The sequence below is a fragment of the Rhodanobacter sp. KK11 genome (genome assembly GCF_033345435.1).
Taxonomy (GTDB): domain Bacteria; phylum Pseudomonadota; class Gammaproteobacteria; order Xanthomonadales; family Rhodanobacteraceae; genus Rhodanobacter.
The window spans coordinates 438,992-461,839 of the sequence record NZ_JAWPMI010000004.1; the positions used below are offsets into that span (position 1 = coordinate 438,992).

Annotated in this window: 22 protein-coding genes; 15 read left to right on the top strand and 7 right to left on the bottom strand. The window is 67.8% G+C overall.

Annotated elements, in window-relative coordinates:
• Positions 1-118: 118 nt before the first annotated feature.
• The gene (locus R5H19_RS12605) at positions 119-463 is read left to right on the top strand and encodes a zinc ribbon domain-containing protein YjdM (RefSeq protein WP_318159346.1); all 345 of its coding nucleotides are present in this window, start codon (positions 119-121) and stop codon (positions 461-463) included.
• 7 nt (positions 464-470) lie between these two features.
• Here the strand turns inward: R5H19_RS12605 and R5H19_RS12610 are convergent, their stop codons facing one another.
• The 3 genes from R5H19_RS12610 to R5H19_RS12620 form a co-directional block, all read right to left on the bottom strand.
• The gene (locus tag R5H19_RS12610) at positions 471-1,964 is read right to left on the bottom strand and encodes a glycine betaine ABC transporter substrate-binding protein (RefSeq protein WP_318159347.1); all 1,494 of its coding nucleotides are present in this window, start codon (positions 1,962-1,964) and stop codon (positions 471-473) included.
• A complete protein-coding gene (locus tag R5H19_RS12615; protein ID WP_318159348.1) occupies positions 1,961-2,728 on the bottom strand; it encodes an ATP-binding cassette domain-containing protein in 768 nt (255 codons plus the stop codon). The genes R5H19_RS12610 and R5H19_RS12615 overlap by 4 nt, the downstream gene beginning before the upstream one ends.
• Positions 2,729-2,897: 169 nt before the next feature.
• A complete protein-coding gene (locus R5H19_RS12620) occupies positions 2,898-4,280 on the bottom strand; it encodes a diguanylate cyclase (RefSeq protein WP_318159539.1) in 1,383 nt (460 codons plus the stop codon).
• 195 nt (positions 4,281-4,475) lie between these two features.
• Between R5H19_RS12620 and R5H19_RS12625 the strand changes: the two genes are divergently transcribed.
• The 3 genes from R5H19_RS12625 to R5H19_RS12635 all read left to right on the top strand — a co-directional run bounded on the left by R5H19_RS12625 (position 4,476) and on the right by R5H19_RS12635 (position 6,882).
• Entirely contained in the window at positions 4,476-5,246 is a 771-nt protein-coding gene (locus tag R5H19_RS12625; protein ID WP_318159349.1) for a hypothetical protein, read from the top strand.
• A 37-nt stretch (positions 5,247-5,283) separates the two neighbouring features.
• Positions 5,284-5,775 (top strand): nuclear transport factor 2 family protein, encoded by a 492-nt coding sequence (locus R5H19_RS12630; RefSeq protein WP_318159350.1) that lies wholly within the window; start codon positions 5,284-5,286, stop codon positions 5,773-5,775.
• A 144-nt stretch (positions 5,776-5,919) separates the two neighbouring features.
• The gene (locus R5H19_RS12635; RefSeq protein WP_318159351.1) at positions 5,920-6,882 is read left to right on the top strand and encodes an asparaginase; all 963 of its coding nucleotides are present in this window, start codon (positions 5,920-5,922) and stop codon (positions 6,880-6,882) included.
• 42 nt (positions 6,883-6,924) lie between these two features.
• Here R5H19_RS12635 and R5H19_RS12640 read toward each other — a convergent pair whose 3' ends face one another.
• The gene (locus R5H19_RS12640) at positions 6,925-7,464 is read right to left on the bottom strand and encodes a lipocalin family protein (RefSeq protein WP_318159352.1); all 540 of its coding nucleotides are present in this window, start codon (positions 7,462-7,464) and stop codon (positions 6,925-6,927) included.
• A 66-nt stretch (positions 7,465-7,530) separates the two neighbouring features.
• Complete coding sequence (locus tag R5H19_RS12645; RefSeq protein ID WP_318159353.1) at positions 7,531-9,171, bottom strand: Na+/H+ antiporter; 1,641 nt, start codon at positions 9,169-9,171, stop codon at positions 7,531-7,533.
• 152 nt (positions 9,172-9,323) lie between these two features.
• Here R5H19_RS12645 and R5H19_RS12650 point away from each other — a divergent pair, with 152 nt between their 5' ends.
• A complete protein-coding gene (locus R5H19_RS12650) occupies positions 9,324-10,250 on the top strand; it encodes an ABC transporter ATP-binding protein (protein WP_318159354.1) in 927 nt (308 codons plus the stop codon).
• Positions 10,247-11,008, top strand: a complete 762-nt coding sequence (locus R5H19_RS12655; RefSeq protein WP_318159355.1) for an ABC transporter permease — start codon at positions 10,247-10,249, stop codon at positions 11,006-11,008. The genes R5H19_RS12650 and R5H19_RS12655 overlap by 4 nt, the downstream gene beginning before the upstream one ends.
• Before the next feature lie 9 nt (positions 11,009-11,017).
• On the opposite strand, the gene R5H19_RS12660 is transcribed toward R5H19_RS12655, so the two are convergent.
• Positions 11,018-11,515, bottom strand: coding sequence for a hypothetical protein (locus tag R5H19_RS12660; protein WP_318159356.1), 498 nt, complete (start codon positions 11,513-11,515; stop codon positions 11,018-11,020).
• 311 nt (positions 11,516-11,826) lie between these two features.
• Here R5H19_RS12660 and R5H19_RS12665 point away from each other — a divergent pair, with 311 nt between their 5' ends.
• From R5H19_RS12665 to R5H19_RS12705, 9 genes are all read left to right on the top strand, one after another.
• A complete protein-coding gene (locus R5H19_RS12665; protein ID WP_318159357.1) occupies positions 11,827-12,654 on the top strand; it encodes a DUF3014 domain-containing protein in 828 nt (275 codons plus the stop codon).
• Positions 12,655-12,717: 63 nt separating this feature from the next.
• Positions 12,718-13,332 carry a 2'-5' RNA ligase family protein gene (locus tag R5H19_RS12670; protein ID WP_318159358.1) on the top strand — a complete coding sequence of 205 codons (615 nt, stop codon included), beginning with the start codon at positions 12,718-12,720 and terminating at the stop codon, positions 13,330-13,332.
• A 244-nt stretch (positions 13,333-13,576) separates the two neighbouring features.
• On the top strand, positions 13,577-13,990 hold the full coding sequence (locus R5H19_RS12675) for a hypothetical protein (protein WP_318159359.1): 414 nt from the start codon (positions 13,577-13,579) through the stop codon (positions 13,988-13,990).
• 292 nt (positions 13,991-14,282) lie between these two features.
• Entirely contained in the window at positions 14,283-15,677 is a 1,395-nt protein-coding gene (locus R5H19_RS12680) for a nodulation protein NfeD (protein WP_318159540.1), read from the top strand.
• A gap of 16 nt (positions 15,678-15,693) precedes the next feature.
• A complete protein-coding gene (locus tag R5H19_RS12685) occupies positions 15,694-16,464 on the top strand; it encodes a slipin family protein (protein ID WP_318159360.1) in 771 nt (256 codons plus the stop codon).
• A gap of 70 nt (positions 16,465-16,534) precedes the next feature.
• Entirely contained in the window at positions 16,535-17,344 is an 810-nt protein-coding gene (locus tag R5H19_RS12690) for an SAM-dependent methyltransferase (RefSeq protein WP_318159361.1), read from the top strand.
• 143 nt (positions 17,345-17,487) lie between these two features.
• The gene (locus R5H19_RS12695) at positions 17,488-17,754 is read left to right on the top strand and encodes a hypothetical protein (RefSeq protein WP_318159362.1); all 267 of its coding nucleotides are present in this window, start codon (positions 17,488-17,490) and stop codon (positions 17,752-17,754) included.
• 95 nt (positions 17,755-17,849) lie between these two features.
• Positions 17,850-18,152 carry a hypothetical protein gene (locus R5H19_RS12700; protein ID WP_318159363.1) on the top strand — a complete coding sequence of 101 codons (303 nt, stop codon included), beginning with the start codon at positions 17,850-17,852 and terminating at the stop codon, positions 18,150-18,152.
• A 3-nt stretch (positions 18,153-18,155) separates the two neighbouring features.
• Complete coding sequence (locus R5H19_RS12705) at positions 18,156-19,967, top strand: GGDEF domain-containing protein (protein WP_318159364.1); 1,812 nt, start codon at positions 18,156-18,158, stop codon at positions 19,965-19,967.
• A gap of 25 nt (positions 19,968-19,992) precedes the next feature.
• Here R5H19_RS12705 and R5H19_RS12710 read toward each other — a convergent pair whose 3' ends face one another.
• Positions 19,993-22,740 carry a M14 family zinc carboxypeptidase gene (locus R5H19_RS12710; RefSeq protein WP_318159365.1) on the bottom strand — a complete coding sequence of 916 codons (2,748 nt, stop codon included), beginning with the start codon at positions 22,738-22,740 and terminating at the stop codon, positions 19,993-19,995.
• Between the last annotated feature and the right edge of the window lie 108 nt (positions 22,741-22,848).

Here is a 22,848-nt window from a genome sequence, read left to right on the forward strand (position 1 = left end):
GATACCTCGGCGAGGGGGGTTCAGGATAATCCAGTTGGCGATTCGCGCGACCGCGGCCGGATGCGCGCCGCAGGCCCCGTATAATCGGCGGCCCTCGACGAACGACCAGGATCGACCGATGCCCGACATCCCCGCCTGCCCGCTGTGCGCGATGGAGAACACCTACCCGGATGGCGACAACTACGTCTGCGCCGACTGCGGCCACGAGTGGCCGATCGCGGCGGGCGCGCATGCGGCCGATGCCGCGCCGGTGGTGCGCGACGTCAACGGCAACGTGCTCAACAGCGGCGACACGGTGACGGTGATCAAGGACCTGAAGGTGAAGGGCTCGTCGATCCCGCTGAAGCAGGGCACGCTGATCCGCAACATCCGCCTGGTCGACGGCGACGACGAACACATCGAAGGCAACTCGGACAAGATCAAGGGGCTGGTGCTGAAGACCTGCTTCCTGAAGAAGGCCTGAGATCGGTCTACTGGCGCGCTTCGAGCCGCAACCCGCGTGGCGTCAGCCAGCGCTCGACCAGTTCGAACAAACCCTGCACCAGCAACGCCAGCACCGCGGCCGGCACCGCGCCCTGCAGGATCAGGCCCATGTCGTCCAGCCGGATGCCGGTGAGGATCGGCTGGCCGTAACCGCCGGCGCCGATCAGCGCCGCCAGCGTGGCGGTGCCCACGTTGATCACCGCCGCGGTCTTGATGCCGGCCAGGATCGAGCGCATCGCCAGCGGCAGCTCCACCCGGCGCAGTCGCACGCCGGGCGGCAGGCCCAGCGCGGCGGCGGATTCGCGCAATTCCGGCGCGATGCCGACCAGGCCGGCGTGCGTGTTGCGCACGATCGGCAGCAGGCTGTACAGGAACAGCGCGGCGATCGCCGGCCAGGTGCCGATGCCGAGCAGCGGGATCATGAACACGAACATCGCCAGCGATGGCACCGTCTGCAGCACGCCGGTCAGGCCGATCACCCACTGGCCCAGCCGTCGCAGGCGGGCCGCCAGGATGCCCAGCGGGATCGCCAGCAGCATGGCCAGCCCCAGCGAGATCGCCACCAGCTTGACGTGTTCGGCGCTGCGCTGGAGCAGGTGCGGCCATAGGCCGCCGTCGTGGTCGTCCGCATGGATGCCGAGGAAATCGGCGGCCACCACGTTTTCGTTGGTGCCGCGCAGTTTCACCCGGGCGTTCATTGCGCGCATCGCGTCCTCGTCGATGCTGCCGGTGAGCTTGTGCAGCACGCCGACGAAGGCGGGCGCACGCTGCTCCAGGGCCAGGCGGTACAGGTAGACCGCCTCGTAGCGCGGAAAGTAATCGCGATCGTCGCGCAGCGTGCGCAGGTGGTAGTAGGGGATTTCCGCATCCGTGCTGTACAGGTCGATAGCGTCGACCGCGCCGCTGGCCACCGCGCGGTACGACAGCGTGTGGTCGAGGCCGCTCACGTTCGTCTGCGGCAGGCCGTAGTGCCGGCGCAGGCCGGGCCAGCCATCGCCGCGGTCCATGAACTCGTTGGAGAAGCCGAAGCGCAGGTCGGGGTGCTGCAGCAGGTCGGAAATGTTCTTGATGCCCAGCCGCGCAGCGGTGTCGGCGCGCATGCCGATTGCATAGGTGTCGCTGAAGCCGAGCGAATCGGTGATGCCGATGCCGAGCGGCTGGAGCCGCGTGCGCAAGGTGGCGATGTCCGCGTTCGCCGGCACGCCTTTCAGCAGCTCCTGGGTGAGCGTGCCGGTGTATTCGGGATAGGCGTCGATCTCGCCTTCGAGCAGGGCGCGCCACAGGATGCTGGTGCCGCCCAGTTCGCGCCGGTGCACGGCATCGACGCCGGCCTCGCGCGCACCGGCCAGCGCCAGTTCGCCCAGGATCACCGACTCGGTGAACTGCTTGGAACCGATGTGCACCGGCGTGGCCTGTGCCGACGCGGGCAGTGGGCAGGTGCCCAGCAGCAGGATCAGTGCGCTCAGCAGGCAGCGCATCACGGGGCCTCCGGCAAGCGTCGCTGCGCCGCGACGAAGCGGCTGACGAAGGCGTCGGCGGGGCGCTCGCGCAGGTCCCGGAGCGTTCCGTCCTGCAGCACGGCGCCGCGGCGCAGCAGCACCAGCCGTTCGGCGAACCAGGCCGCCTCGGAGAGGTCGTGGGTGACCACGATCACGGTCTTGCCGAGCTGGTCGAAGATCTGCTTGAGCTCGTCCTGCAGTTCGTGCCGCACCACCGGGTCGAGCGCACCCAGCGGTTCGTCCAGCAGCAGCGCGTCGGGGTCGGCCATCAGCGCGCGCATCAGCGCCACGCGCTGGCGCTGGCCACCGGACAGTTCGGCCGGGTAGCGTTCCAGCACGCCGGCCGGCAGGTGAGTCAGTGCGGCGAGCTGCTCCGCGCGCTGGCGGATGCGCTCGCGGTTCCAGCCGAGGTGGCGCGGCAGCAGGGCCAGGTTGCCCAGTGCGGTGAGGTGCGGGAACAGGCCGCCGTCCTGGATCACGTAGCCGACCCGCCGGCGCAGCGGCAGCACGTCGCTGCGCTGCAGGGCACGGCCGTCGACTTCGACGTGGCCGTGGTCCGGCCACTCCAGCCCGAGCAACAGGCGCAGCACGGTGGACTTGCCCGAACCGCTGCTGCCGATAAGCGCCGTGGTGGTGCCGGCGGGGAACGTCAGGTTGACCCGTTCGAGCGCGCGGACCTTGCCGTAGCGCTTGCCCACCTGTTCCAGCGCAAAGGCGATGCCGCCGGAGGACTCAGCCGCGGACATGGCGTGTCATGGCTGGTCGGCCTCCAGTTCGGTGGGGAAAACGGGGCGGGCAGACGGTGCCGCAGCGGCCGCGACGCACGCGTGAGCCTAGCAGCAGTGCGGATTCAGGCGCCAATGACGGTCGTGTCGCGTTGGCCTGGCGCCTGCGCGGCATCGGCGCGCGGGGCCGTTACGGCGCGCTGCTCACCAGCGTGCGCCTGCCGCCCTGTCGCTTGGCGTCGTACATCGCGTCGTCGGCGTGCCGCAGCAGTTGTTTGTCGTCCTCGCCGTGGTCGGGGTAGAGAGCGATGCCAATGCTCGTCGACACCTGCAGCCGGCAGCCGGCCAGCTCGAACGGCTGCTCGAAGGCGGCATGGATCTTCGCGGCAACCGCGGCGGCGTGTTCGGGCCGGCCGATGCCGTTGAGCAGCACCACGAATTCGTCGCCGCCGATGCGGCCTACCGTGTCCGACTCGCGCACGCACCGGTTGATGCGCGCGGCCACCTCGCGCAGCAGCAAGTCGCCGACGTCGTGGCCGTGGCGATCATTGACCGGCTTGAACCGGTCGAGGTCGAGGTACAGCACGGCCAGCTGCTGCCGGTCGCGCCGGGCCCTGGCCAGCGCGGTGCGCAGCCGGTCGTGGAACAGTCCGCGGTTGGGCAGGTCGGTGAGCTGGTCGTGCCGGGCAAGATATTGCAGCCGGGTCTCGGCCTTCTTGCGCTCGATCGCCGCGGCGATCTGGGTGGAGACGAACTGCAGCAGCGCCTTGTCCTGCTGGGTGTAGCGCACTTCGCCGGAGTAGCTCTGCACCACCAGTGCGCCGATCACGCCCTGCGGCCCGCCAAGCGGTACGCCAAGCCATTCCAGCGGATCCCGGCCGACGATCGGACGCACCCGCGGCGGCAGTTCCACCCGGGTGTCCGGCGTCAGCAGCAGCGCCTGTCCGCTGCGGATCACCTCGCTGCTGAGCGTGCCGGAGTCCAGGCTCTGCGTCGGCGGTGGCGGGTCGTGTTCGTCGACGAAGTAGGGGAAGCTCAGTTCGTCCTTGTCCGGGTCGTACAGGGCCACGAAGAAATTGTTGGCCGGCAACAGCTCGCCGACGATGCGGTGGATGTGCTGGAACAGCGCCAGCAGATCCTCCGCCGAGTGTGCCGCCTCGGAAATGGCGTGCAGCGCTGCCTGCATCAGCTCGGCGCGCTTGAGCTCGGTGACGTCGCGCGCCACCGCGATCCGCACCCGGTCCGCCTCCGACCAGCGCGCCGACCACATGACGTGGATGACCCGGCCGTCCTTGCGCACGTAGCGGTTCTGGAAGTGCGGCTTGGCCTGGCCGGACATGATCTCGCACGCCGCCTGCAGGGTGCGCTCACGGTCGTCGGGGTGGACCAGCTGGATCATCGGCTGGCCGATGACCTCCTGCGGTGCGTAGCCGAAGATGCGCTCGAAGGCGGCGCTGACAAAGACATAACGGCCCTGGGCGTCCACCACGCAGATCGCGTCGAGCAGGAGATCCATGACGTTGCTGAAGGGAGGGTCGGCGCCCGGTTGCAGCGGGGAAGGCGGTTGGTTCATTCGGGTAAGTGCGGGTACGTAGCCTGGCGTGGCGGTCATGCCGGCTTCGAAGCCTAGCCGGAATTCGTGCGGAAAATGTCTATGCGAGCTTGCGGCGGCTGCGGCGATGCCGTTTTCCGGATGGCTTCCGGCACGGGCGAAACCTTGGCCGTTGGGCCTAAAGTGGCGGCGCACGCATCGGGTGAGGAGCGAGAGATGTCCAGGCGGATCCTGCTGGTTCTGGCCATGGCTTTGGCCATGGCATTGCCGGCGCTGGCGGCGACGAAGGCCCCGCCGGCGCAGGTGGCCGTGCTGGTCACGCTGCACCAGTTGCATGCGACCACGCCGGGTTATTCGTTCGAGGCGCTGGGCCGTGCCGTCGAGCAACTGCAGCCGGACGTGCTGTGCGTGGAACTGCAGCCGGACGACCTGCAGCGGCGCCCGGAGGAGGCGACCAAGCAGGAATATCCCGAAGTCGTCTATCCGCTGATCGACCGCCACCATTACCGCGTCTATGCGATGGAACCGGCCGAACCGGTCTACAGCGACATCCTCAAACCGTACATCCAGGCCGGCCACGATTTCAGCGTGCGGGCGCCGGATCAGGCCGAAGCGTTTTCCCGCTACAGCGACGGCGCCTATACCGGTCTGCAGGCGTACTGGACGTCACCGGCACGGGTCAACGACGCGGTGACCGATGCGGTGCTGCACGCCAAGCACGAGCTGCAACAGGCGATGGTCGGCGACGGCGAGCGCACCGGTTGGGAGCGCTGGAACCGGCATTTCCTGGACGTCATCCTGCGGGCGGCGAAAGAAAACCCGGGCAAGCGCATCGTGGTGCTGGTGGGCGCCGAGCATGGCTACTGGCTGCGCGGCCACCTGGCCCAGGCGGGCGGCCTGCAGTTGCTCGATACGGCAGAGTTGCTGCGGGCGCCGGCCGCGAAACCGGTACCGCACGCTGGCCGGGCCGGCGTGCCGACGACGTGATGGCGATGACCGCCGAAAACCAGCATGAGGCCCTGGCATGAACCTCCGGACGAGAACCCTTGCGACGCTGGCTGCCGCGTACTTCGTGCTGGCTGGCGGCAACGTGCAGGCGAAAGACCCCTACGACGCCTCCCAGCGCGAAGCGCTCGGGGCGGTGGATGCGTTGTTCGCGGCGATGGCAAGACATGACGTGGACGCCTCACGTCAGCTGATCCTGCCCGGTGCCAGTTTCGTGGTGGTGCTGCCCGATGGCACGGTGAAGATCGAACCCGACACCGGCTACCTGGAGACGCTGGGCAAGCACAAGGAAGCGTTCCGCGAGCGCATCTGGGACGCGCAGGTGACGGTGCAGGGCAACCTTGCCCAGGTATGGGCGCCGTACGATTTTCACCTCGACGGCAAGCTGTCCCACTGCGGCGTCGACAGTTTCAGCCTGGTGCGCAGCGCCGACGGCTGGCGCGTGGCCGGGGTCAGTTACACCGTGCAGAAGGCGGGTTGCGCGCCAAGCCCGTTGGACAGCGAGGGGTAGCGAGCGCTCGACGCGGAGGCTTCGTCCTGCAGGCCTGCCGCTGGCCGCCTTTGCCAACGGCCGGCTGATCGCGCTGGCTGTGGCCGACTCTGCAAGCCGGATACCGCGTCGCGCCCGGCTGGACCTGGAATGACGAGGCTGGACATGCGCCGAGTGATGCTGATTGCGTGCGGGGGAACGATCGCCGGCCGAGCCGACGAAGCCGGCCGCTTTCGCCCGATGGGCCGTGCCGCCGAACTGCTGGCGGGGGTGACGTTGCCGGCGGGCATCGAAGTCAGCGCGATCGACGCGCTCACCGTGCCGAGCCGTGCGATGTCGCTGGCCGACGTGTTGCAACTGGTGGAGTGTGTCGAGACGCTGGCGACCGGCGCGCAGCCGCCGGACGGTGTGGTGATCAGCCAGGGCACCGACACGCTGGAGGAAACCGCCTACCTGTTCGCGCTGATGTGCGGCGCGCGGTTGCCGGTGGTGCTGACCGGCGCGATGCGCCCCGGCGTAGTTGCCGGCTCGGACGGCCCGGCCAATCTGGCCGCGGCGATCGCGGTGGCCGCGCAGGCCGAGGCCGCCGCGCTGGGGCCGCTGCTGGTGTTCGGCGACGAGATCCACGCCGCGCGCTGGGTGACCAAGGTGCACACCAGCCGTCCCGCAGCGTTCGCCAGTCCCGGTGCCGGTCCGGTCGGCGTCGTCGGTGAGGGCCGCGTGCGTCTGTGGGGTGCATCGGCGGGCCCGGTACTGGGCCGGCCGCGTGAACTGTCGCATCGGGTCGAGTTGCTGACCATGGCCAGCGGCGACGACGGCCGCCTCGCCGCGGCGGCGGGCAGTTACGCCGACGGTCTGGTGGTCGCCGGCATGGGTGGTGGCCACGTGCCGCCGGCGGCGGCGAAGGTGCTGGAGACGCTGGCCCGGCGCATGCCGGTGGTGCTCGCCAGCCGTTGTGCGGCCGGGCCGGTGCTGACTTCCACCTATCGCGGCGCGGGCGCGGAGAGCGACCTGATCGCGCAGGGTCTGCTGCCGGTGGGCAACCTGCAGCCGCTCAAGGCGCGTTTGCGCCTGATCGTCGGCCTGGGGCTCGGGCTGGCGCCGGCAGCGATCTTCCCGGTCGATTGAGGCGTCGGCTTCGTCCGGAGACTTTCGTCGCACGCCGTGCGGTCAATCCAGCGGCGCGGTCATGATCAGTCGGCCGACATCGTAGCCGCGCTGGCGCGAGTGTTCCTCCAGGACGTGGAACAGTGCGCGATCCATCGTGGGGCGGCGCGAGAGTATCCACAGGTGCTGGCGCCCCGGACTGCCGATCACCGCCCACTGGTAGTCGGCGTCCACCTCGATCACCCAGTAGTCGGCCCGGGCCATCGGCAGCCAGCTCAGCCAGGCCGGCGCGAAGCGCACTTCGAGCGCGGCAGGCTGGTCGTCCTTCATCCGCGCCACGCCTTCCACCGACATCGGGCCCTTGCTGGTGCGGCAGGTATTGTGGATCTGTACGGTGCCGTCGGGGTTCGGCGTGTAGGTGGCGACCACGCCATCCAGGCACCTGCGCTCGAAGTACATCGGCAGGCGCGCGATCTCGTGCCACTGGCCGGCGTAGCGGTGCAGGTCCAGCGACGGCACCGGCCGGTTCGGCAGGTTGGCGGCGGCAACCGGCCCGGTGCAGGCCAGGGTCGCCACCATCAGCAATCGGCAAGACAGGTGCATGGCCGGGTTCCGTGCAGCGTGCAAGGTACGGGCAGGACCAAGCATGATCGAACCGCCGCAGGCGGTCTAGCGGTAGCGCGCTTCCTGCAGGTCGATCTCGCGCACCAGCCGGCGCGACACCTCGTCGGAGACGCGGCGGTGGCGCGCCAGTTCGAAGATCGCCTCGCGCTGGCCCTGCAGCGCGGCCAGGCGCAACTCGCGTTCGGCCGTGTCGGCCTTGCGCAGTTGTCGCGCCTCGTCTTCGCTGGAGGCGTCCTCGTCCAGCCAGTGTTGGTACAGCGCGATCACCCGGGTGGCCGCACTGGTGTAGGTATCGACATCACTGGCCGGGGCTTTTTCCAGCAGTTCGTGCTGGGTCTTCTCGACGGCGGCGATCGCCGCGGTGGCGGCGACCCGACGCGCCAGGTTTTCTTCCCGCTGGACGGCCGGTTCGGGCGGCAATTCCAGGCCTTTCAGCAACGGCGGCAGGCCGATGCTGGCGACCAGCAGCGAGAGCAGGATCACCGCGGTGGCCAGGAAGATGGTCAGCTCGCGCGCGGGGAAGGGCGTGCCGTCGGGCAGCAGCCACGGCAGTGTCATCACGCCGGCCAGGGTGATCGCGCCACGCACGCCGGCCAGCGAGGTGGCCAGCAGCAGACGCCAGTGTGGCCGGCGCACCGGGGTGCCGTGGTGGTGCGCCTTGAGCACGTTCAGCCGCAGTGAGATCCAGACCCAGGCCAGGCGCAGCAGCGCCAGCCCGGCGTTGATCGCCAGCGCATACACCAGCAGCCACCAGGGGTTGCGGTGGCCGCTCTGCGCTACCGACTCCATGGCGCCCTGCAGGCTGGCGGGCAACTGCTCGCCCAGCAGCACGAACATGATGCCGTTCAAGGTGAATTGCACGGTGTTCCACACCGCCGTGCGCTGCACCCGCGTGGTCGCCAGCAGGCGGCCGCTGAGTTCGACGTAGCTCATGGTGATGCCGGCGGCGACCGCGGCGAGGATGCCGGAGGCATGCAACTGCTCGGCCAGCAGGTAGGCGCCGAACGGGATCAGCAGGCTGATCAGGATCGGCGAGCCGGCCTCCTGGCCGAAGTGCCGCGACAGCCAGCGTTGCGCGAAGCTCACTGCCACGGTGAACAGCACGCCGACGCCGAGCCCGGCCAGCGCCACCCACAGGAAGGTCAGCGACGCCGACAGCAGCGAGAAGCCGCCGGTCATCGCCGCCGCCACGGCGAAGCGGAAGCAGACCAGGCCGGTCGCGTCGTTGAGCAGCGACTCGCCTTCGAGGATGTGCATCAGCCGCTTCGGGATCGGCACGCGCGCGGTGATCGACGACACCGCCACCGGATCGGTCGGCGACACGATCGCCGCCAGCGCGAACGCCACCGCCAGCGGCATGGCGGGAATCAGCCAGTGGATCAGGAAACCGGCGCCGACCACGGTGACCACCACCAGGCCCAGCGCCAGCGCCAGGATCGCGCCGCGGTCGCGCAGCAGGCCGTCCTTGGGGATGCGCCAGCCGTCCAGGAACAGCAACGGCGGCAGGAACAGCAGGAAGAAGATCTCCGGATCGAGCGCCACGCCGTGCTTGAACACGCCGGCGATCACCGCGCCCAGCCCGATCTGCACCAGCGGCAGCGGCAGCGAGAACGGCAGCATGCGCACCAGGTAGCCGCTGCCGACCACGGCCAGCAGCATGGCCAACGCTACTTCGATCGAGTTCATGCAGGTTCCGGCGACGGGCTTGCGACCTTAGCAAGAGCGCAGCCGCGCCGTCGAGAAGAGCCGCGGCCGATGTGTCGCCGCGCTGGCCGCGACGGCAGCGATGGGCATACCATCGGCGCTCCCCGCGGCCGACCCGTTTCCCAGGAGCTCGCATGCAGCCGATCGTCAGCGTCAGGCAGCTCGGCAAGACTTACGCCTCCGGATTCCAGGCGCTGAGGCAGATCGATCTGGATATCCGTTCCGGCGAGATTTTCGCGTTGCTGGGGCCGAACGGCGCCGGCAAGACCACCCTGATCAGCATCATCTGCGGCATCGTCAACCCCAGCGAGGGCAGCGTGCTGGCTGACGGCCACGACGTGGTGCGCGACTACCGCGCGGCGCGCGCGAAGATCGGTCTGGTGCCGCAGGAGCTGACCACCGACGCGTTCGAGACGGTGTGGAACACGGTCAGCTTCAGCCGCGGGCTGTTCGGCAGGAGCGCCAACCCGGCGCACATCGAGAAGGTGCTCAGGGATCTCTCGCTGTGGGAGAAGCGCCACAACAAGCTGATCACCCTGTCCGGCGGCATGAAGCGGCGCGTGATGATCGCCAAGGCGCTGTCGCACGAGCCACGGATCCTGTTCCTCGACGAGCCCACCGCCGGAGTCGACGTGGAGTTGCGCCGCGACATGTGGGCGATGGTGCGCACGCTGCGCGCCACCGGCGTCACCATCATCCTGACCACCCACTACATCGAGGAGGCCGAGGAGATGGCCGACCGCATCGGGGTGATCCACAAGGGCGAGCTGATCCTGGTCGAAGACAAGGTCGAGCTGATGAACAAGCTCGGTCGCAGGCAGCTGACCCTGCATTTGCAGAATCCGCTGGAAAGCATCCCTGCCGCACTGGCCGGCTACCCGCTGCAGCTGTCGGACGACCATCGTCGGCTGGTCTACACCTTCGACGCTCAGGGCGAGCACACCGGCATCGACGCGCTGCTGCGCCGGCTGGGCGAGGCGGGCATCGACTTCAAGGACCTGCAGACCCGGCAGAGTTCGCTGGAGGACATCTTCGTCGGGCTGCTGCGGGAGCGCGCATGAACATTTACGCGATCCGCGCGATCTACCGCTTCGAGATGGCCCGCACGTGGCGCACGCTGTTGCAGAGCATCGTCTCGCCGGTGATCTCCACCTCGCTGTACTTCGTGGTGTTCGGCGCGGCGATCGGCTCGCACATGAACGGCATCGACGGGGTCAGCTACGGCGCCTTCATCGTGCCGGGGCTGATCATGCTGTCGCTGCTGACGCAGAGCATCTCCAACGCCTCGTTCGGCATCTACTTCCCGAAGTTTGTCGGCACCATCTACGAGATCCTGTCGGCGCCGGTGTCGCCGTTCGAGATCGTGGCCGGTTACGTCGGCGCGGCGGCGAGCAAGTCGGTCATCCTGGGCCTGATCATCCTGGCCACCGCACGGCTGTTCGTGCCGTTCCAGATCGAGCATCCGCTGTGGATGGTCGCGTTCCTGCTGCTCACCGCGGTGACCTTCAGCCTGTTCGGCTTCATCATCGGCATCTGGGCGGACAACTTCGAGAAGCTGCAGCTGGTGCCGCTGCTGGTGGTGACGCCGCTGACCTTCCTCGGCGGCAGCTTCTACTCGATCCACATGCTGCCGCCGCTGTGGCAGAAGGTCACCCTGTTCAATCCGGTGGTGTACCTGATCAGCGGTTTCCGCTGGAGCTTCTACGGCAAGGCAGACGTCGGCGTGGCCCTCAGTCTGGGCATGACGCTGGGCTTCCTCGCGATCTGCCTCGCGCTGGTGTGGTGGATCTTCCGCAGCGGCTACCGGCTGAAGGCCTGAGCGGGCCGGTCAGGTCAGTACGGTATGCGCGTGGAACGGCAGCGGCGTGGCGCCGGTGCGCGCCACCGCCGACTCGGCCACGCCGAGCTGGTCCCGGCGGGCGTCGATCACCACCAGTATGCGGCCCGCTGCGATCTCGGCCTTGAATTTGCGGCTGACCGTGTCCGGCACCTCGAAGCCGACGATCTCGCCGATGCAGCTGCCGAACGCGGCGCCGGCAACGGCCATCGCCGCGGCGCCGGCCAGCGTCACGCCCAGCGGCGGCACGGCCACCGCGATCAGCCCCAGCAGCAGGCCGGTACCGCCGCCGCAGGCGCCGCCGCGCAGCGCGGCGGGGTAGAAGTCGTTGCGGCCCTGCAGCAGATGATCGGGGATTCTTTCCAGCTCGATGTCCTCGCGGGCCAGCAGCGAGATGTCGCGGTCGTCGATGCCGGCAGCCTGTGCCGCCGCCATGGCGGCCCGTGCCGCGGTCAAGTCGGGCGTGCTGAATACGCATCGGGTTTTCATGGGTCGGCCCTCCACATCCGGGATGCGCCCGCCGCGCGGATGGTGCCGGTCGTCCCGCAGGACCGGTGCGGGCGCGGCCGGTTGCGCGGCTCATCGTTTAACGATTGCGCCGTTGATGCGGCGTGACCCGTTTGTTACCGGAGACCGGGAAAAGGTTGCGTGGTCCGGCTTTCGCCCGCGCCACGCCCGGCGCGGGCCGCGCTGGATCCGCCGTCGGGCTGGTACGGTGGTCTGCGCCGGCCCGGACGCAGGCGATGAACGAATGGCGCGCAAGCCAGTCCAAACCCGATATCCGACGTTAGGGAGCGATCATGGGCAAGCAGACTTCGACAGGCAGCTGGATCGCGGCGGTGGTCGTGGTGGCGGCCATCGTGGCGGCGGGGGCATACCTCGCCCGCAAGGCCATGCATGCCGGCGAATCGCCGCAGACGGCACCGGCAGCTTCGGCCTCGGCGGCGCCGCCTGCCGCGCCGGCGATCCAGCATCCGATCGAACAGGCGCAGGTGGTGCCGGCGACGGCGTCGACCAGCGCGCTGCCGACGCTGGACGAAAGCGACGCCGGCGTGGCTGCCGCACTCGCCACGTTGGGCGCCGACAGTGACCTGGCCTCGCTGCTGGTAAGCCAGCAGCTCGTTGCGCGCATCGTGGCGACCGTCGATGCGCTGCCGCGCCACGACGGGCTGGCCGTGTTCACGCTGCCGGCGCGCGTGCCGAAGGGCGCGTTCGTGGTCGACGAAACCGGCGGTTCTCCCGTGCTCGGCGAGCGAAACTACGCACGCTATGCACCATACATGCGGGTCGTCGATGCCGTTGATCCGCAGGCGCTGGTGGCCTGGTACGCGCATGCCTATCCCTTGTTCCAGCAGGCGTACCGTCAGCTGGGTTATCCGCAGGGTTATTTCAACGACCGCCTGATCGTGGCGATCGACGACCTGCTGGCCGCGCCGGAGCCGGAAGGGCCGTTGGCCGTGGTGCGCTCGAAGGCGTTCTACGTCTATGTCGATCCCGCGCTGGAATCGCTGTCGACCGGGCAGAAGCTGCTGCTGCGCACCGGTCCGGCCAACGAGGTGCGGATCAAGGCCAAGCTGCGCACCCTTCGCGGCCTGCTGGTCGGACAGGCACTGCCGGATACGCGTTGACGGCGTCGCCGCGGTGGTGTCACATCGCGCCCCGGCCACACCTTCCATCCTGCGGCGCCGCCGATGACGATCCGATCGCACTTTCCCGCTCAAGCCCAGGCCGACCTGCTCGGCGGCAGCGGCATCGAAGCGACGCCGTTGCATCGACTGTTCTTCGCGCTGTTGCCGGACGCGGCGCCGCAAGCGCGCCTGGCGCAAGCGGCGATCGCGCTCAAGGCCCGCCATCCCGACCTGCACGCACGCTGGGTGAACCCGGCGCGCTACCACGCCACGCTGCATTTCCTCGGTGACCACGTGCTGTTGCGGCAGGATGTGGTCGATGCCGCCATGGCTGCTGCGGGCGGGCTGCACGTGGCGCCGTTCGAGTGGGTGCTGCACGAGGCGGCCAGCTTCCAGGGCCGGCAACCGCCGTGCATCCTGCGCAGTGCGCGCGTGCCCGAACCGCTGCAGCGCCTGTGGCAGAACCTGCGTCGAGGGCTCGTGCTGGCCGGACAGGGCCGCCATGTCGCGCGTAGCTTCACGCCACACGTCACGGTCGCCTACAGCCAGGGCGTGCGACTGGGTGTCACGCCCATCGAGCCAGTGGCATGGCGGGTCGAACGGTTCGCGCTGGTCCACAGCGTGGTCGGTCAGGCGGATTACCGGGTGCTGGCGGAGTGGCCGCTGCAGGGCGATTGAATCGCGGCATGCGCGACGTCGGCGATGACGTTGCCGCAACGGCTGGCCGGTGGTCCGGCTCGATGGCGTGATAGCCACGAACTCCAGGTTGCATCTCATCTGTCAAGGATTATGCTGGGCCTGGCCGTCAGTCGAAGGGGCAGGCAGCGCAGCTGTCGACGAGTCTTTTGCAACTGGCAGGCGAGCCGGACTGCACAAATCCAGGACGATGCCCGCATCGTCATCTGACGCAATGGAGTGAATCATGAACAAGCTCGGTTTCGTGACGTTTTGCACGGTGATGGCAGTAGCCGGGGCTTCGATGTCTTCAGCCGTCTCGGCCCAGGATGCCGCGACGGGGAACCCTTCCGACTCACCGCTCTATTTCTCCAATGTCGACAAGAACGGCGACGGAGTCATCAGTCGCTCCGAGGTTCCGAAAGATCTGCCCGGACTGCGGGCACATTTCGATCAATACGATTCGAATCGCGACCACCGGCTTTCGGAAGCGGAGTACGTGAATTACCTGAGCACGCTCGGTTCCAAGGCGTGCCGTGACGACATTCACACCCAGGCGAAGTGTCAGATTTCGCCCTATGCCGGAGACGCGCGACGTGACTACGCCGGCGAATCGCCGGCAGTAAGGCCGCCGACGCCGAAGGCCTCCGGCGGGCAGTAAGTCGGCATCGGTGGCAGGGGCCGTCCTTGCGCGAGGCGTGGCCGGTTGCTTGGCGCCGTCTGACAGCGTGCGGACTCGTTTCCCCCGGGTGAATGCCGTTGGCGCTGGCTGGGTCTGGCGCCTGTCAGTGAGCGGGCGAGGTTGATGCCGGACTTCCGGTGTCGGCGCCTGCCGGCGTGCGCTATTCGCCGGTACCCACCGTACAAGGGCCACCTCCGGCAGCCGCGGATTTGTGCCTGCTGTCCGCGCTAGGATGGTCGGGTCGATGACGAATCGCCTGGAGGCGGGTCCGATGATGCGCTGGTCGAGGGCGGCATGGGTCGTGTTCTGCGGCATGTTGCCGGTGCTTGCGATGCCGGCGACCGCTGCCGCCCCGCCTGCGGCACCCCGACCGATGGTGGCGCAGATCACGCTGGACGGCCCGATCGGACCGGCCGCCGCGGAGTATTTCGACGACGCCTCGAAACGCGCCGTGGCCGATGGTGCGGCAGCCATCATGCTGCGGCTGGATACGCCCGGCGGGCTGGCCGATTCGATGCGGCAGATTATCGCCGGCATGCTGGCCAGCAAGGTGCCGGTGCTGGTGTACGTCGCCCCCGGCGGCGCCCGCGCGGCCTCGGCCGGCACCTACATCCTGTACGCCGGGCAGGTTGCGGCGATGGCGCCGGCCACCCACCTGGGCGCAGCGACGCCGGTGTCGCTGGGCGGTGCCACGCCACTGCCGATGCCCAGGGCCGGCGAGCAGCCGGCAGCGGGCGGCTCCGTCGCGAAGGACGAGTTGCCGGCCAGCGACGATGCCGAATCGAACAAGGTCATGAACGATGCGGTCGCCTATATCCGTTCGCTGGCGCAGTTGCGCGGGCGCAACGCGGCGTGGGCCGAGCAGGCGGTGCGCGGTGCGGCCACGCTGACCGCCAGCGAGGCTGCGCAGCAGCACGTGATCGACTTCGTGGCGACCGACGTGGCCGACCTGCTGGCCCAGTCGGACGGACGCAAGGTACAGGTGGGTGAGCGCGAGGTCACGCTGCACCTGAAGGGCGCGGCGGTGCACGAGTACGCGCCCGGTGCACGCACGCGTTTCCTGGCGATCATCACCAACCCCACGATCGCCTACCTGTTGCTGCTGGCTGGCATCTTCGGGCTGGTGCTGGAGGCCACGCATCCCGGTGCGCTGCTGCCGGGCATCGCCGGCGGTATCTGTCTGCTGGTGGGCCTGTACGCGCTGCAACTGTTGCCGGTGAACTATGCCGGACTGGCGCTGATGGCGCTGGGCGTGGGCCTGCTGGTGGCCGAGGCAGTCAACCCCAGCGTGGGTGCGTTCGGGATCGGCGGGCTGGTGTCGTTCGTGGTGGGTTCGGTGATGCTGATGAACACCGCTGTGCCGGGCTATGCCGTCAACCTCGGCGTGATCGCCGGGATCGCGGTGTGTGCGGCGGCGTTGCTGGCCCTGATCCTGTGGCTGGTGTTTCGTGCGCGCCGCGCTCGCCCGTTCACCGGCGATGCGGCGATGCTCGCGGACTTCGGCGAGCTGCTGGAGCCGGTGGGCGCCGGCGGCGAGGCCTGGATGCTGGTGCGCGGCGAGCGCTGGCGTGTGCAATGCGATACGGCGCTGCCGGCCGGTGCGCGGGTGCGCGTGGTGTCGCGGCAGGGCTTGCTGCTGCGGGTCGAGCCGGCGGAAGTTTCATGAAGGGCAGGAGATGACCATGTTCGGATTCGTCGGTGTATTGATCGTCCTCGGCGCGCTGCTGCTGTTCTCGGCGGTGAAGATCCTGCCGGAGTATCAGCGTGGCGTGGTGCTGACCCTGGGTCGCTACACGGGCACCAAGGGGCCCGGTCTGGTACTGCTGGTTCCGTTCGTGCAGCGGATGATCCGGGTCGACCTGCGGGTGACCGTGATGGACGTGCCGCCGCAGGACGTGATCTCGCGCGACAACGTCTCGGTGCGGGTGAACGCGGTGGTCTACTTCCGCGTGGTGGAGCCGGACAAGTCGGTGCTGCAGGTGGAGAACTTCCTGCAGGCCACCAGCCAGCTGGCGCAGACCAGACTGCGCTCGGTGCTGGGCCAGCACGAGCTGGACGAGATCCTGTCGCAGCGCGACTCGATCAACCACACCCTGCAGGCGATCCTCGACGAGGCCACCGACCCGTGGGGCATCAAGGTCGCCAACGTGGAGCTGAAGGACGTCGACCTCAACGAGACCATGGTGCGCGCGATCGCCCGCCAGGCCGAGGCCGAGCGCGAGCGCCGCGCCAAGGTGATCCACGCCGACGGCGAGCTGCAGGCAGCCGAGAAGCTGCGCGACGCCGCCGCGCTGCTGTCGCAGCAGCCGCAGGCACTGCAGCTGCGCTACCTGCAGACGCTGGTCGACATGTCCAACAACGGCAAGTCCTCGACCGTGGTGTTTCCGTTGCCGCTGGAGCTGATCAAGCCTCTGCTGGAGGTACTGCCGGCGAAGTCCGGCCCGGCTGCGTAGCGCCAGCTGGCGCAATCGCCGCAGGCGAGTGAATAATGCCGTCCACCTCCTGCCGAAACGGACGCGCATCATGGATGCAGCAAATTCCCCCGGAAGCCTGGTCTGCGTGGGCCTGGGCATGACCCTGGGCTCGCACCTCGGCCCGCTGGCGCGCAGCTACATCGAGCAGGCCGACGTGGTGTTCGCCGGGCTCTCCGACGGTATCGTGGAGATGTGGCTGCACAAGATGCATCCGGACGTGCGCAGCCTGCAGCCGTATTACCGCGAAGGGAAGTCGCGCATGCAGACCTACCGCGAGATGGTCGAGGCCATAATGACCGAGGTGCGCGCGGGCAAGCGGGTGTGCGGCGTGTTCTACGGCCACCCCGGCGTATTCGCGTGGGCGCCGCACAAGTCGATCGAGGTGGCCCGCAGCGAGGGCTACGAGGCGCACATGGAGCCGGGCATCTCGGCCGAGGACTGCCTCTACGCCGACCTTGGCATCGACCCGGGCCGCTACGGCTGCCAGCACTTCGAGGCCAGTCAGCTGTTGTTCTACAAGCGCAGGATCGACCCGACTGCCTACCTGGTGCTGTGGCAGGTGGGCCTGGTCGGTGACCAGTCGCTGGCGCGCTTCTCGACCGGGCCGGCGTACCGCGAATTGCTGGTCGAGGTGCTGGCGCGCGACTACCCGCCGGACCACGAGATCACCATCTACCGTGGTGCAACGCTGCCGATCCAGCAGCCCCGGATCGTGCGCATCCGGTTGGCCGACCTGCCGCAGGCGGAGGTCGGCATGGAAGACACCGTAGTGCTGCCGCCGGTCGGCCCGTTGCAGCCCAACCCGGAAATCCGGGCCCGATTGGCACAACTGGACGGCGAGCAGGTCGGGGTTTCGTGATGGGGTAGACAGGTTGTCGTCGGCGGTGTTCCTACGATGGATTGGCGCAGATTTCAGGGTTCCGCTGTTCGCGCCGGATTTTTTCGGCGGCCAGGGTCGGACGGTCTGCGTAATCCATTCATCCGGACGCCAGGAGACTTGTCATGTCGAATATCATTGATTTTCTTGAGACCATCGGGCAGAACGCCAGCCTGCGCTATGCTTCGGCGAAGGAGGTTCAGCATGTCCTGGCGGACATGCAGGTAGATCCAGAAATCCGTGAAGCCGTGTTGGCGAAGGACCAGCAGCGCTTGACGGCGCTGGTGGGGGCTCAGAATGTATGCTGCCTGCTGATTCCCGCCCAGGTCCGTTGCCTGTTGATTCCGGGAATCAACGAAGAGGATGAGTATTACCACGAGCGGCGTGCCTGAGCCCCGGAGAGGATTGCCCGGCGCGTTGCGCATGGAGAATCCACGTATCCTGGCGCGGCACTGAACATGAGTCAAAAACAGCCAGGGGATGCAACATGCCGGATGTCGTCGATTTTCTTGAGTGGGTAGGGCAGGACGCGCTGCTGAATCGTGCCTCACCTGGCGAGCTCGAGTGCGTGCTTGCGAACGTGGGGATGGATCAGCAGGCGCGTGAGGCGCTTGTCGCCGGGGACCGCCAGAGGCTCGAGGCTTTGTTCGACGTGGCCCCATTGTGCGCCATGCTCATTCCTGGGGAAGAACAGGAAGAAGAGCAGGAGGACGATGACACCGAGGAAAGCCCCGAGCACGAGGAAAGCGTGCGGCATGCGGCGATGGAAGTCGTGGGGTCATTGGGTTAGCCGATGCGCGCCTTCGGCAGGCATTGCCGAGCAGCGGTTGCAGGGTGGATCCTGTTCGGCGTGTTCGTCACGGGTACGGTCGCTTCGACCGTACCCGTGAATGTCGATGATCCCGTGTTGCTGATCAAGCAGGCTGAGGCGAGCCGGACGTCGGATCATGCCCGTTTCCTGCAACTGCTCGATCGTTTGGACAACGAGTACGGCAAGCTGACGTCCGATCAGCAGGAGCAGCTTCGTTATCTTCAGGCATGGCAGGCTGCCTATAGCGGCAACTACGATCTGGCCGATTCGGTGGTCGAAGAGCTGCTGGAGAAGTCCCGCAACGAAACGCTGCGCTTCCGTGCCGGGTTGTTCCTGGTAAACAGCCTGGGGGAGCGGTCCCGGTATCAGGAGGCATTCCAGCGGCTGAGTGAATTGCTCGCCAGATTGCCGGGAGTAGTCGATGCGGATATTCGTTCGCAGGCCCTGGCCACGGCGGCCTATCTCTACGAAGAAGCAGGCCAGTACGACCTTGCCCTGGACTATGCGGATCAACTGAGCAGGCAGAGGAAGACGCCCGACGATTACACGTGCATAGCTGACTACACCAGGCTTGCGGCCCTCTACAAGAGTGCGAAGCTGGATGGCATCGAAAGGCAGTTTCACCAGGGCATCGCTGAATGCATCAGCGTAGGCAACAGGCTCTACGCCAACGGCATTCGTTTCTACGTTGCGAGCCTGGCCGTGCAGCAGGGTCATGCCGACAGGGCCATCCGGCTGCTGAACGACAGCTATTCGGAAGTGGAGCGGAGTGGTTACGTCTGGCTGTTGTCCCAGTTCGATGCGCTGTTGGCGGAAGCCTTCTGGGACAACAACCAAACGCCGCAGGCTGCCCAGGCGGCGCTCAAGGTCGTCGAACGTGCGCCAAGCAACAGCTACGCCGAGTCGTTGAGCTCCGCCTACAAGATCCTGTACCTGGTTGCCAAGCGACAGGGCGACATGCATGCCGCCCTGTCATATCACGAGCAGTACATGAAGGCCAATGAAGGCTATCTGGATGCCGTGAGCAGGCGTGCGCTCGCCTATCAGATCGTCCAGCAGCAGCTCCTGGCCAAAAGGCTCGAGGTCGACGTGCTGAGCAAGCAGAACGAGATCCTGCAACTGCAGCGGACTCTGGACAGAAAGGCCACCGAGGCCGGTCGGTTGTACATGGTGTTGTTGACCACGGTACTGGCCTTCATTGCCTTCTGGGCCTACCGGATAAAGCGCTCCCAGCTGCGCTTCATGCGGTTGGCGCGCCGCGACGGACTCACGGACATTTTCAACCGGCAGCACTTTCTCAACGAGGCCGAGCTGCAATTGCAATACTGCCGGCGGGCTTCGCGTGATGCCTGCCTGGTACTGATCGACCTGGATCACTTCAAGGCCATCAACGACACCCACGGCCATGCCGTGGGTGATCGCGTGCTGCAATGCGCCGTCGATGCGTGCAAGGCGCACCTGCGCTCGACCGACGTCTTCGGTCGCCTCGGCGGCGAGGAATTCGGCATTCTGCTGCCCGAATGCTCGCTGGAACAGGGGCTGGTGCGCGCCGACCAGCTCCGCGCGGCGGTTGCCGCGGCGGCGTCCGATGAAGATGACTCCGGCATACAGGTTTCCGCCAGTTTCGGCGTCGCCTGCTCGGTCCGCTCAGGCTATGAACTGCACTCGCTGATGGCGCATGCCGACGAGGCGCTGTATCGGGCCAAGCGCGAAGGCCGCAACCGGGTCAGGGTCAGCGACGACGGTGCGGAAGTGCGCCACGGCGCTGCGGTGGTTTCCATCGAGAGGGCCTGATGGCCCGGGCCGGCTGGCCCAGGCATCATGGGGAATCCTTGGCTTTGGTCGGCGGTGTATCCAGCCTGTCGAAGTTGACGATGGCGTTGAGCACCAGCGGATAGCTGCCGATCGTTCCGCCGCGCCAGATCGGGTTGCTGGCGAACAGCAGCACGTGGCCCTTGCCGTAGCGGGCATCGACCACGGCGGCGCGTTCGGCCATCTCGTCGCCGCCGTCGAGCAGGCCGGAGATCAAGAGGTTCTTCGCGTCGGCGTAGCGCAGGATCACCCGCGGGCGCTGATCGGGGGGAATGACCCACGGGTTGTTGCGCATCTGCTCGGCGTTCAGCGGCAGCGGCTGCCATGGCTTGACGTCGGGCAGCGCGGCCGGGGCGATCGAGGCGCGGCCTTCGGGCATGTCGGTGTCGTGCGGGCCGCCGCGTCCGGTCGGGCGCTGGAACTCTTTCGCGGTCGGCAGGCCCTTGTCGCCGGTGAGCAGGTTGGACACCTTGAACGACTGGCCGGCTGCGCTGTACAGCGCCAGGTCGTCGCTGCCGTAGCCGGCGGCGATCGGGCTGCCGCGGTCGACGAACTTCGCTTGCAGCACGCTGCCGACGACTTTCAGCTTGTCGGTCCTGGTGACGAACACGCCGGGAGCCAGGCCCACGTCGATGGCGAACTGCGCGGTGTCCTCGGCGGTGACCAGCAGGCCGCCGGCCTGCACGAAGCGCTTGAGGTTGGCGACGCCGCTCTCGCCGAGGCCGGGGCGGATGTCGTCGGTCGAGTCGATGCGGCCGAGATTCGGCGTCAGCGCGGTGGTTTTCCACGGCATCGGCTTGCCCCACATCGGCAGGCCGTCGACGATGCGTTGCGTGCTGGCGCCGCCGACCGGGCCGAACAGGATCACGTCGTACTTCGCGCGCAGATTGCCTGCTTTCGCCATGTCCTGGGTGCTGATGTAGTCGTACGGCACCCCGAGCTTGTCCAGCGCCATGCGCCACCAGCCTTCGGTCTGGGTGCTCAGCCAGGTGTGCATCAGCGCAATGCGCGGCAGTTTTTTCGCCGACGGCATGTCGATCGCTGCCAGTCCCTGCGGCACGTCAACTCGCCCGTCGAGCCGGCTCATCGGCGCATCGAGAATCGCGGTGTCGGTCACACGCACCACCTGCACGTTGAACAGGTCGCCCATCGACCAGCCGGTGTCGTCGTAGGGGTGCTGCTGCGGGTCCTTCGGCGACCAGTACTGGCGGTCCAGCAGGGTGTCGACGATGCGCGAATACGGCTGGTCCATGCGCACCACGTAGCTGCCGGCGGGGAACGTGCGCGTTTCGGTTTTCTTGTCGTCGCCCGGTTTCGGCAGGGTCACCGTGACCGGCGCGCTGGTGCGGCTGATCTCCGCGTGCTGCAGCTGCAATACCCGCAGCAGTTGCGCGCGCGAGCCAACGCGCTTGTCGTCGGCCGGGAACACGTAGGCGGCCGGGCCGGCCTGCTGCGGCTTCTCGATCGAGCGCTTGGCCTTCAGGTAGAAGTTCTTCAGGAACTGCTGGCCATTGCCGGCGAAGTAATCCAGCGCGGTGAGCAGGCCGGTCTGCTGGTAGTTGTTGTTGTTGCGCTGTGACCACAGCACGGTGGGCAGCGGCGGGTTCGGCCGGTACCAGGTGCGCTGGTATTCCTCGGGATCGAGGATGCGCTGCACGGTGTCGGCGCCGGCGTTGCCGTAGGTCTCGTACAGGCGGCTGATGCCGTTGTGCATGGCGGCGATGAACATCAGGTAGCCCGGGCTCCAGGTGTCGAAGTCGCCGTGGGTGAACACGCCGGGCATGCCGAGCTTGGTCATCTGCTGCACGTTGTCCCAGCCCAGCTGCTGCCACTCGCCGGCGAGGATGGGGTCGATCCAGGCGTTGTACGGGCCGTCGCCCACGGTGTTGTCGTACAGGAACGGCACCGACTCGTGCAGGTCGTGCAGCACCTGCGCGTGCCAGCCGACGAAGGTGTCGGCCACGTGGCGGGTGAGGTTCAGCGACATGCCCATCGCGTCGCGGTTGTTGTCGTGCGCCACGTAGTGGCCCCAGTACAGCAGCCGCGGATAGTTCTGCCCCGGGTGCGCCAGGTGCCAGTTGTACAGGTCGACCATGCGGTCGCGGCCGTCGACCTCGACCACCGGCGTGATCAGGGTGACCACGTGCGAGCGGATGCGCCGGATGTACGGCGCCTCGTCCACCGCCAGGCGGTAGGCCAGCTCCATCAGCGCGGTGGGCGAGCCGGTCTCGGTGGAGTGGATGGCGCCGGTGATGTAGTAGACCGGCGTGGATTGCGCGACCAGCTGGTCGGCGACGGCGTCGTCCATGCCGATGCTGCGCGGGTCGGCCAGCTTGGCCAGGCGCGCCTTGTTCGTGTCGAGGTCGGCCAGCAGGCTCTCGTCGGCGATCGCCACCGCGATCATCTCGCGGCCTTCCTCGCTCTTGCCGATGCTGAACACCTTTACCCGCGGGCTGGCGGCGGCCAGCTCGCGGAAATAGCGGTGGATCTCGGCCACGTGGGGCAGGTAGTCCGGCGCGCCGGCGATGTGGCCGAGCACCTTGTCCGGCGTGGGCACGCTGGCGGAGGCGGGCAGGTAGTCGGTCAACGGCGAGTTGAACGAGGGGGCGGTGGTGAACTTCAGGATCTGCGCCGTATACGCCTGGTCGACCGGCTGGGCCGGGTCGCGGGCATGGCCGTCCGCCGCAGCGGCATGAACAGCGAAAACGCCGAGCGCCAGCAAGGCGCCCAACGAGTACTGGATGGGTATACGCATGACAGGCCTTCCCCCATGGCTGCAAGCCGATCGCCGCACTTTGCCAGAGCGCGTGTCCGGCCGGATAGGCCATTCGTTGGGTAGGGATTTTCTCCGCACCTGCCGCGC

What these genes read in the sequence shown, in the direction of transcription:
- R5H19_RS12605 (WP_318159346.1), top strand. Translation starts at nt 119, where the DNA reads ATGCCCGACATCCCCGCCTGCCCGCTGTGCGCGATGGAGAACACCTAC.
- R5H19_RS12615 (WP_318159348.1), bottom strand. Translation starts at nt 2,728, where the DNA reads ATGTCCGCGGCTGAGTCCTCCGGCGGCATCGCCTTTGCGCTGGAACAG.
- R5H19_RS12620 (WP_318159539.1), bottom strand. Translation starts at nt 4,280, where the DNA reads ATGAACCAACCGCCTTCCCCGCTGCAACCGGGCGCCGACCCTCCCTTC.
- R5H19_RS12625 (WP_318159349.1), top strand. Translation starts at nt 4,476, where the DNA reads ATGTCCAGGCGGATCCTGCTGGTTCTGGCCATGGCTTTGGCCATGGCA.
- R5H19_RS12630 (WP_318159350.1), top strand. Translation starts at nt 5,284, where the DNA reads ATGAACCTCCGGACGAGAACCCTTGCGACGCTGGCTGCCGCGTACTTC.
- R5H19_RS12635 (WP_318159351.1), top strand. Translation starts at nt 5,920, where the DNA reads ATGCGCCGAGTGATGCTGATTGCGTGCGGGGGAACGATCGCCGGCCGA.
- R5H19_RS12640 (WP_318159352.1), bottom strand. Translation starts at nt 7,464, where the DNA reads ATGCACCTGTCTTGCCGATTGCTGATGGTGGCGACCCTGGCCTGCACC.
- R5H19_RS12645 (WP_318159353.1), bottom strand. Translation starts at nt 9,171, where the DNA reads ATGAACTCGATCGAAGTAGCGTTGGCCATGCTGCTGGCCGTGGTCGGC.
- R5H19_RS12650 (WP_318159354.1), top strand. Translation starts at nt 9,324, where the DNA reads ATGCAGCCGATCGTCAGCGTCAGGCAGCTCGGCAAGACTTACGCCTCC.
- R5H19_RS12655 (WP_318159355.1), top strand. Translation starts at nt 10,247, where the DNA reads ATGAACATTTACGCGATCCGCGCGATCTACCGCTTCGAGATGGCCCGC.
- R5H19_RS12660 (WP_318159356.1), bottom strand. Translation starts at nt 11,515, where the DNA reads ATGAAAACCCGATGCGTATTCAGCACGCCCGACTTGACCGCGGCACGG.
- R5H19_RS12665 (WP_318159357.1), top strand. Translation starts at nt 11,827, where the DNA reads ATGGGCAAGCAGACTTCGACAGGCAGCTGGATCGCGGCGGTGGTCGTG.
- R5H19_RS12670 (WP_318159358.1), top strand. Translation starts at nt 12,718, where the DNA reads ATGACGATCCGATCGCACTTTCCCGCTCAAGCCCAGGCCGACCTGCTC.
- R5H19_RS12675 (WP_318159359.1), top strand. Translation starts at nt 13,577, where the DNA reads ATGAACAAGCTCGGTTTCGTGACGTTTTGCACGGTGATGGCAGTAGCC.
- R5H19_RS12680 (WP_318159540.1), top strand. Translation starts at nt 14,283, where the DNA reads ATGATGCGCTGGTCGAGGGCGGCATGGGTCGTGTTCTGCGGCATGTTG.
- R5H19_RS12685 (WP_318159360.1), top strand. Translation starts at nt 15,694, where the DNA reads ATGTTCGGATTCGTCGGTGTATTGATCGTCCTCGGCGCGCTGCTGCTG.
- R5H19_RS12690 (WP_318159361.1), top strand. Translation starts at nt 16,535, where the DNA reads ATGGATGCAGCAAATTCCCCCGGAAGCCTGGTCTGCGTGGGCCTGGGC.
- R5H19_RS12695 (WP_318159362.1), top strand. Translation starts at nt 17,488, where the DNA reads ATGTCGAATATCATTGATTTTCTTGAGACCATCGGGCAGAACGCCAGC.
- R5H19_RS12700 (WP_318159363.1), top strand. Translation starts at nt 17,850, where the DNA reads ATGCCGGATGTCGTCGATTTTCTTGAGTGGGTAGGGCAGGACGCGCTG.
- R5H19_RS12705 (WP_318159364.1), top strand. Translation starts at nt 18,156, where the DNA reads ATGCGCGCCTTCGGCAGGCATTGCCGAGCAGCGGTTGCAGGGTGGATC.
- R5H19_RS12710 (WP_318159365.1), bottom strand. Translation starts at nt 22,740, where the DNA reads ATGCGTATACCCATCCAGTACTCGTTGGGCGCCTTGCTGGCGCTCGGC.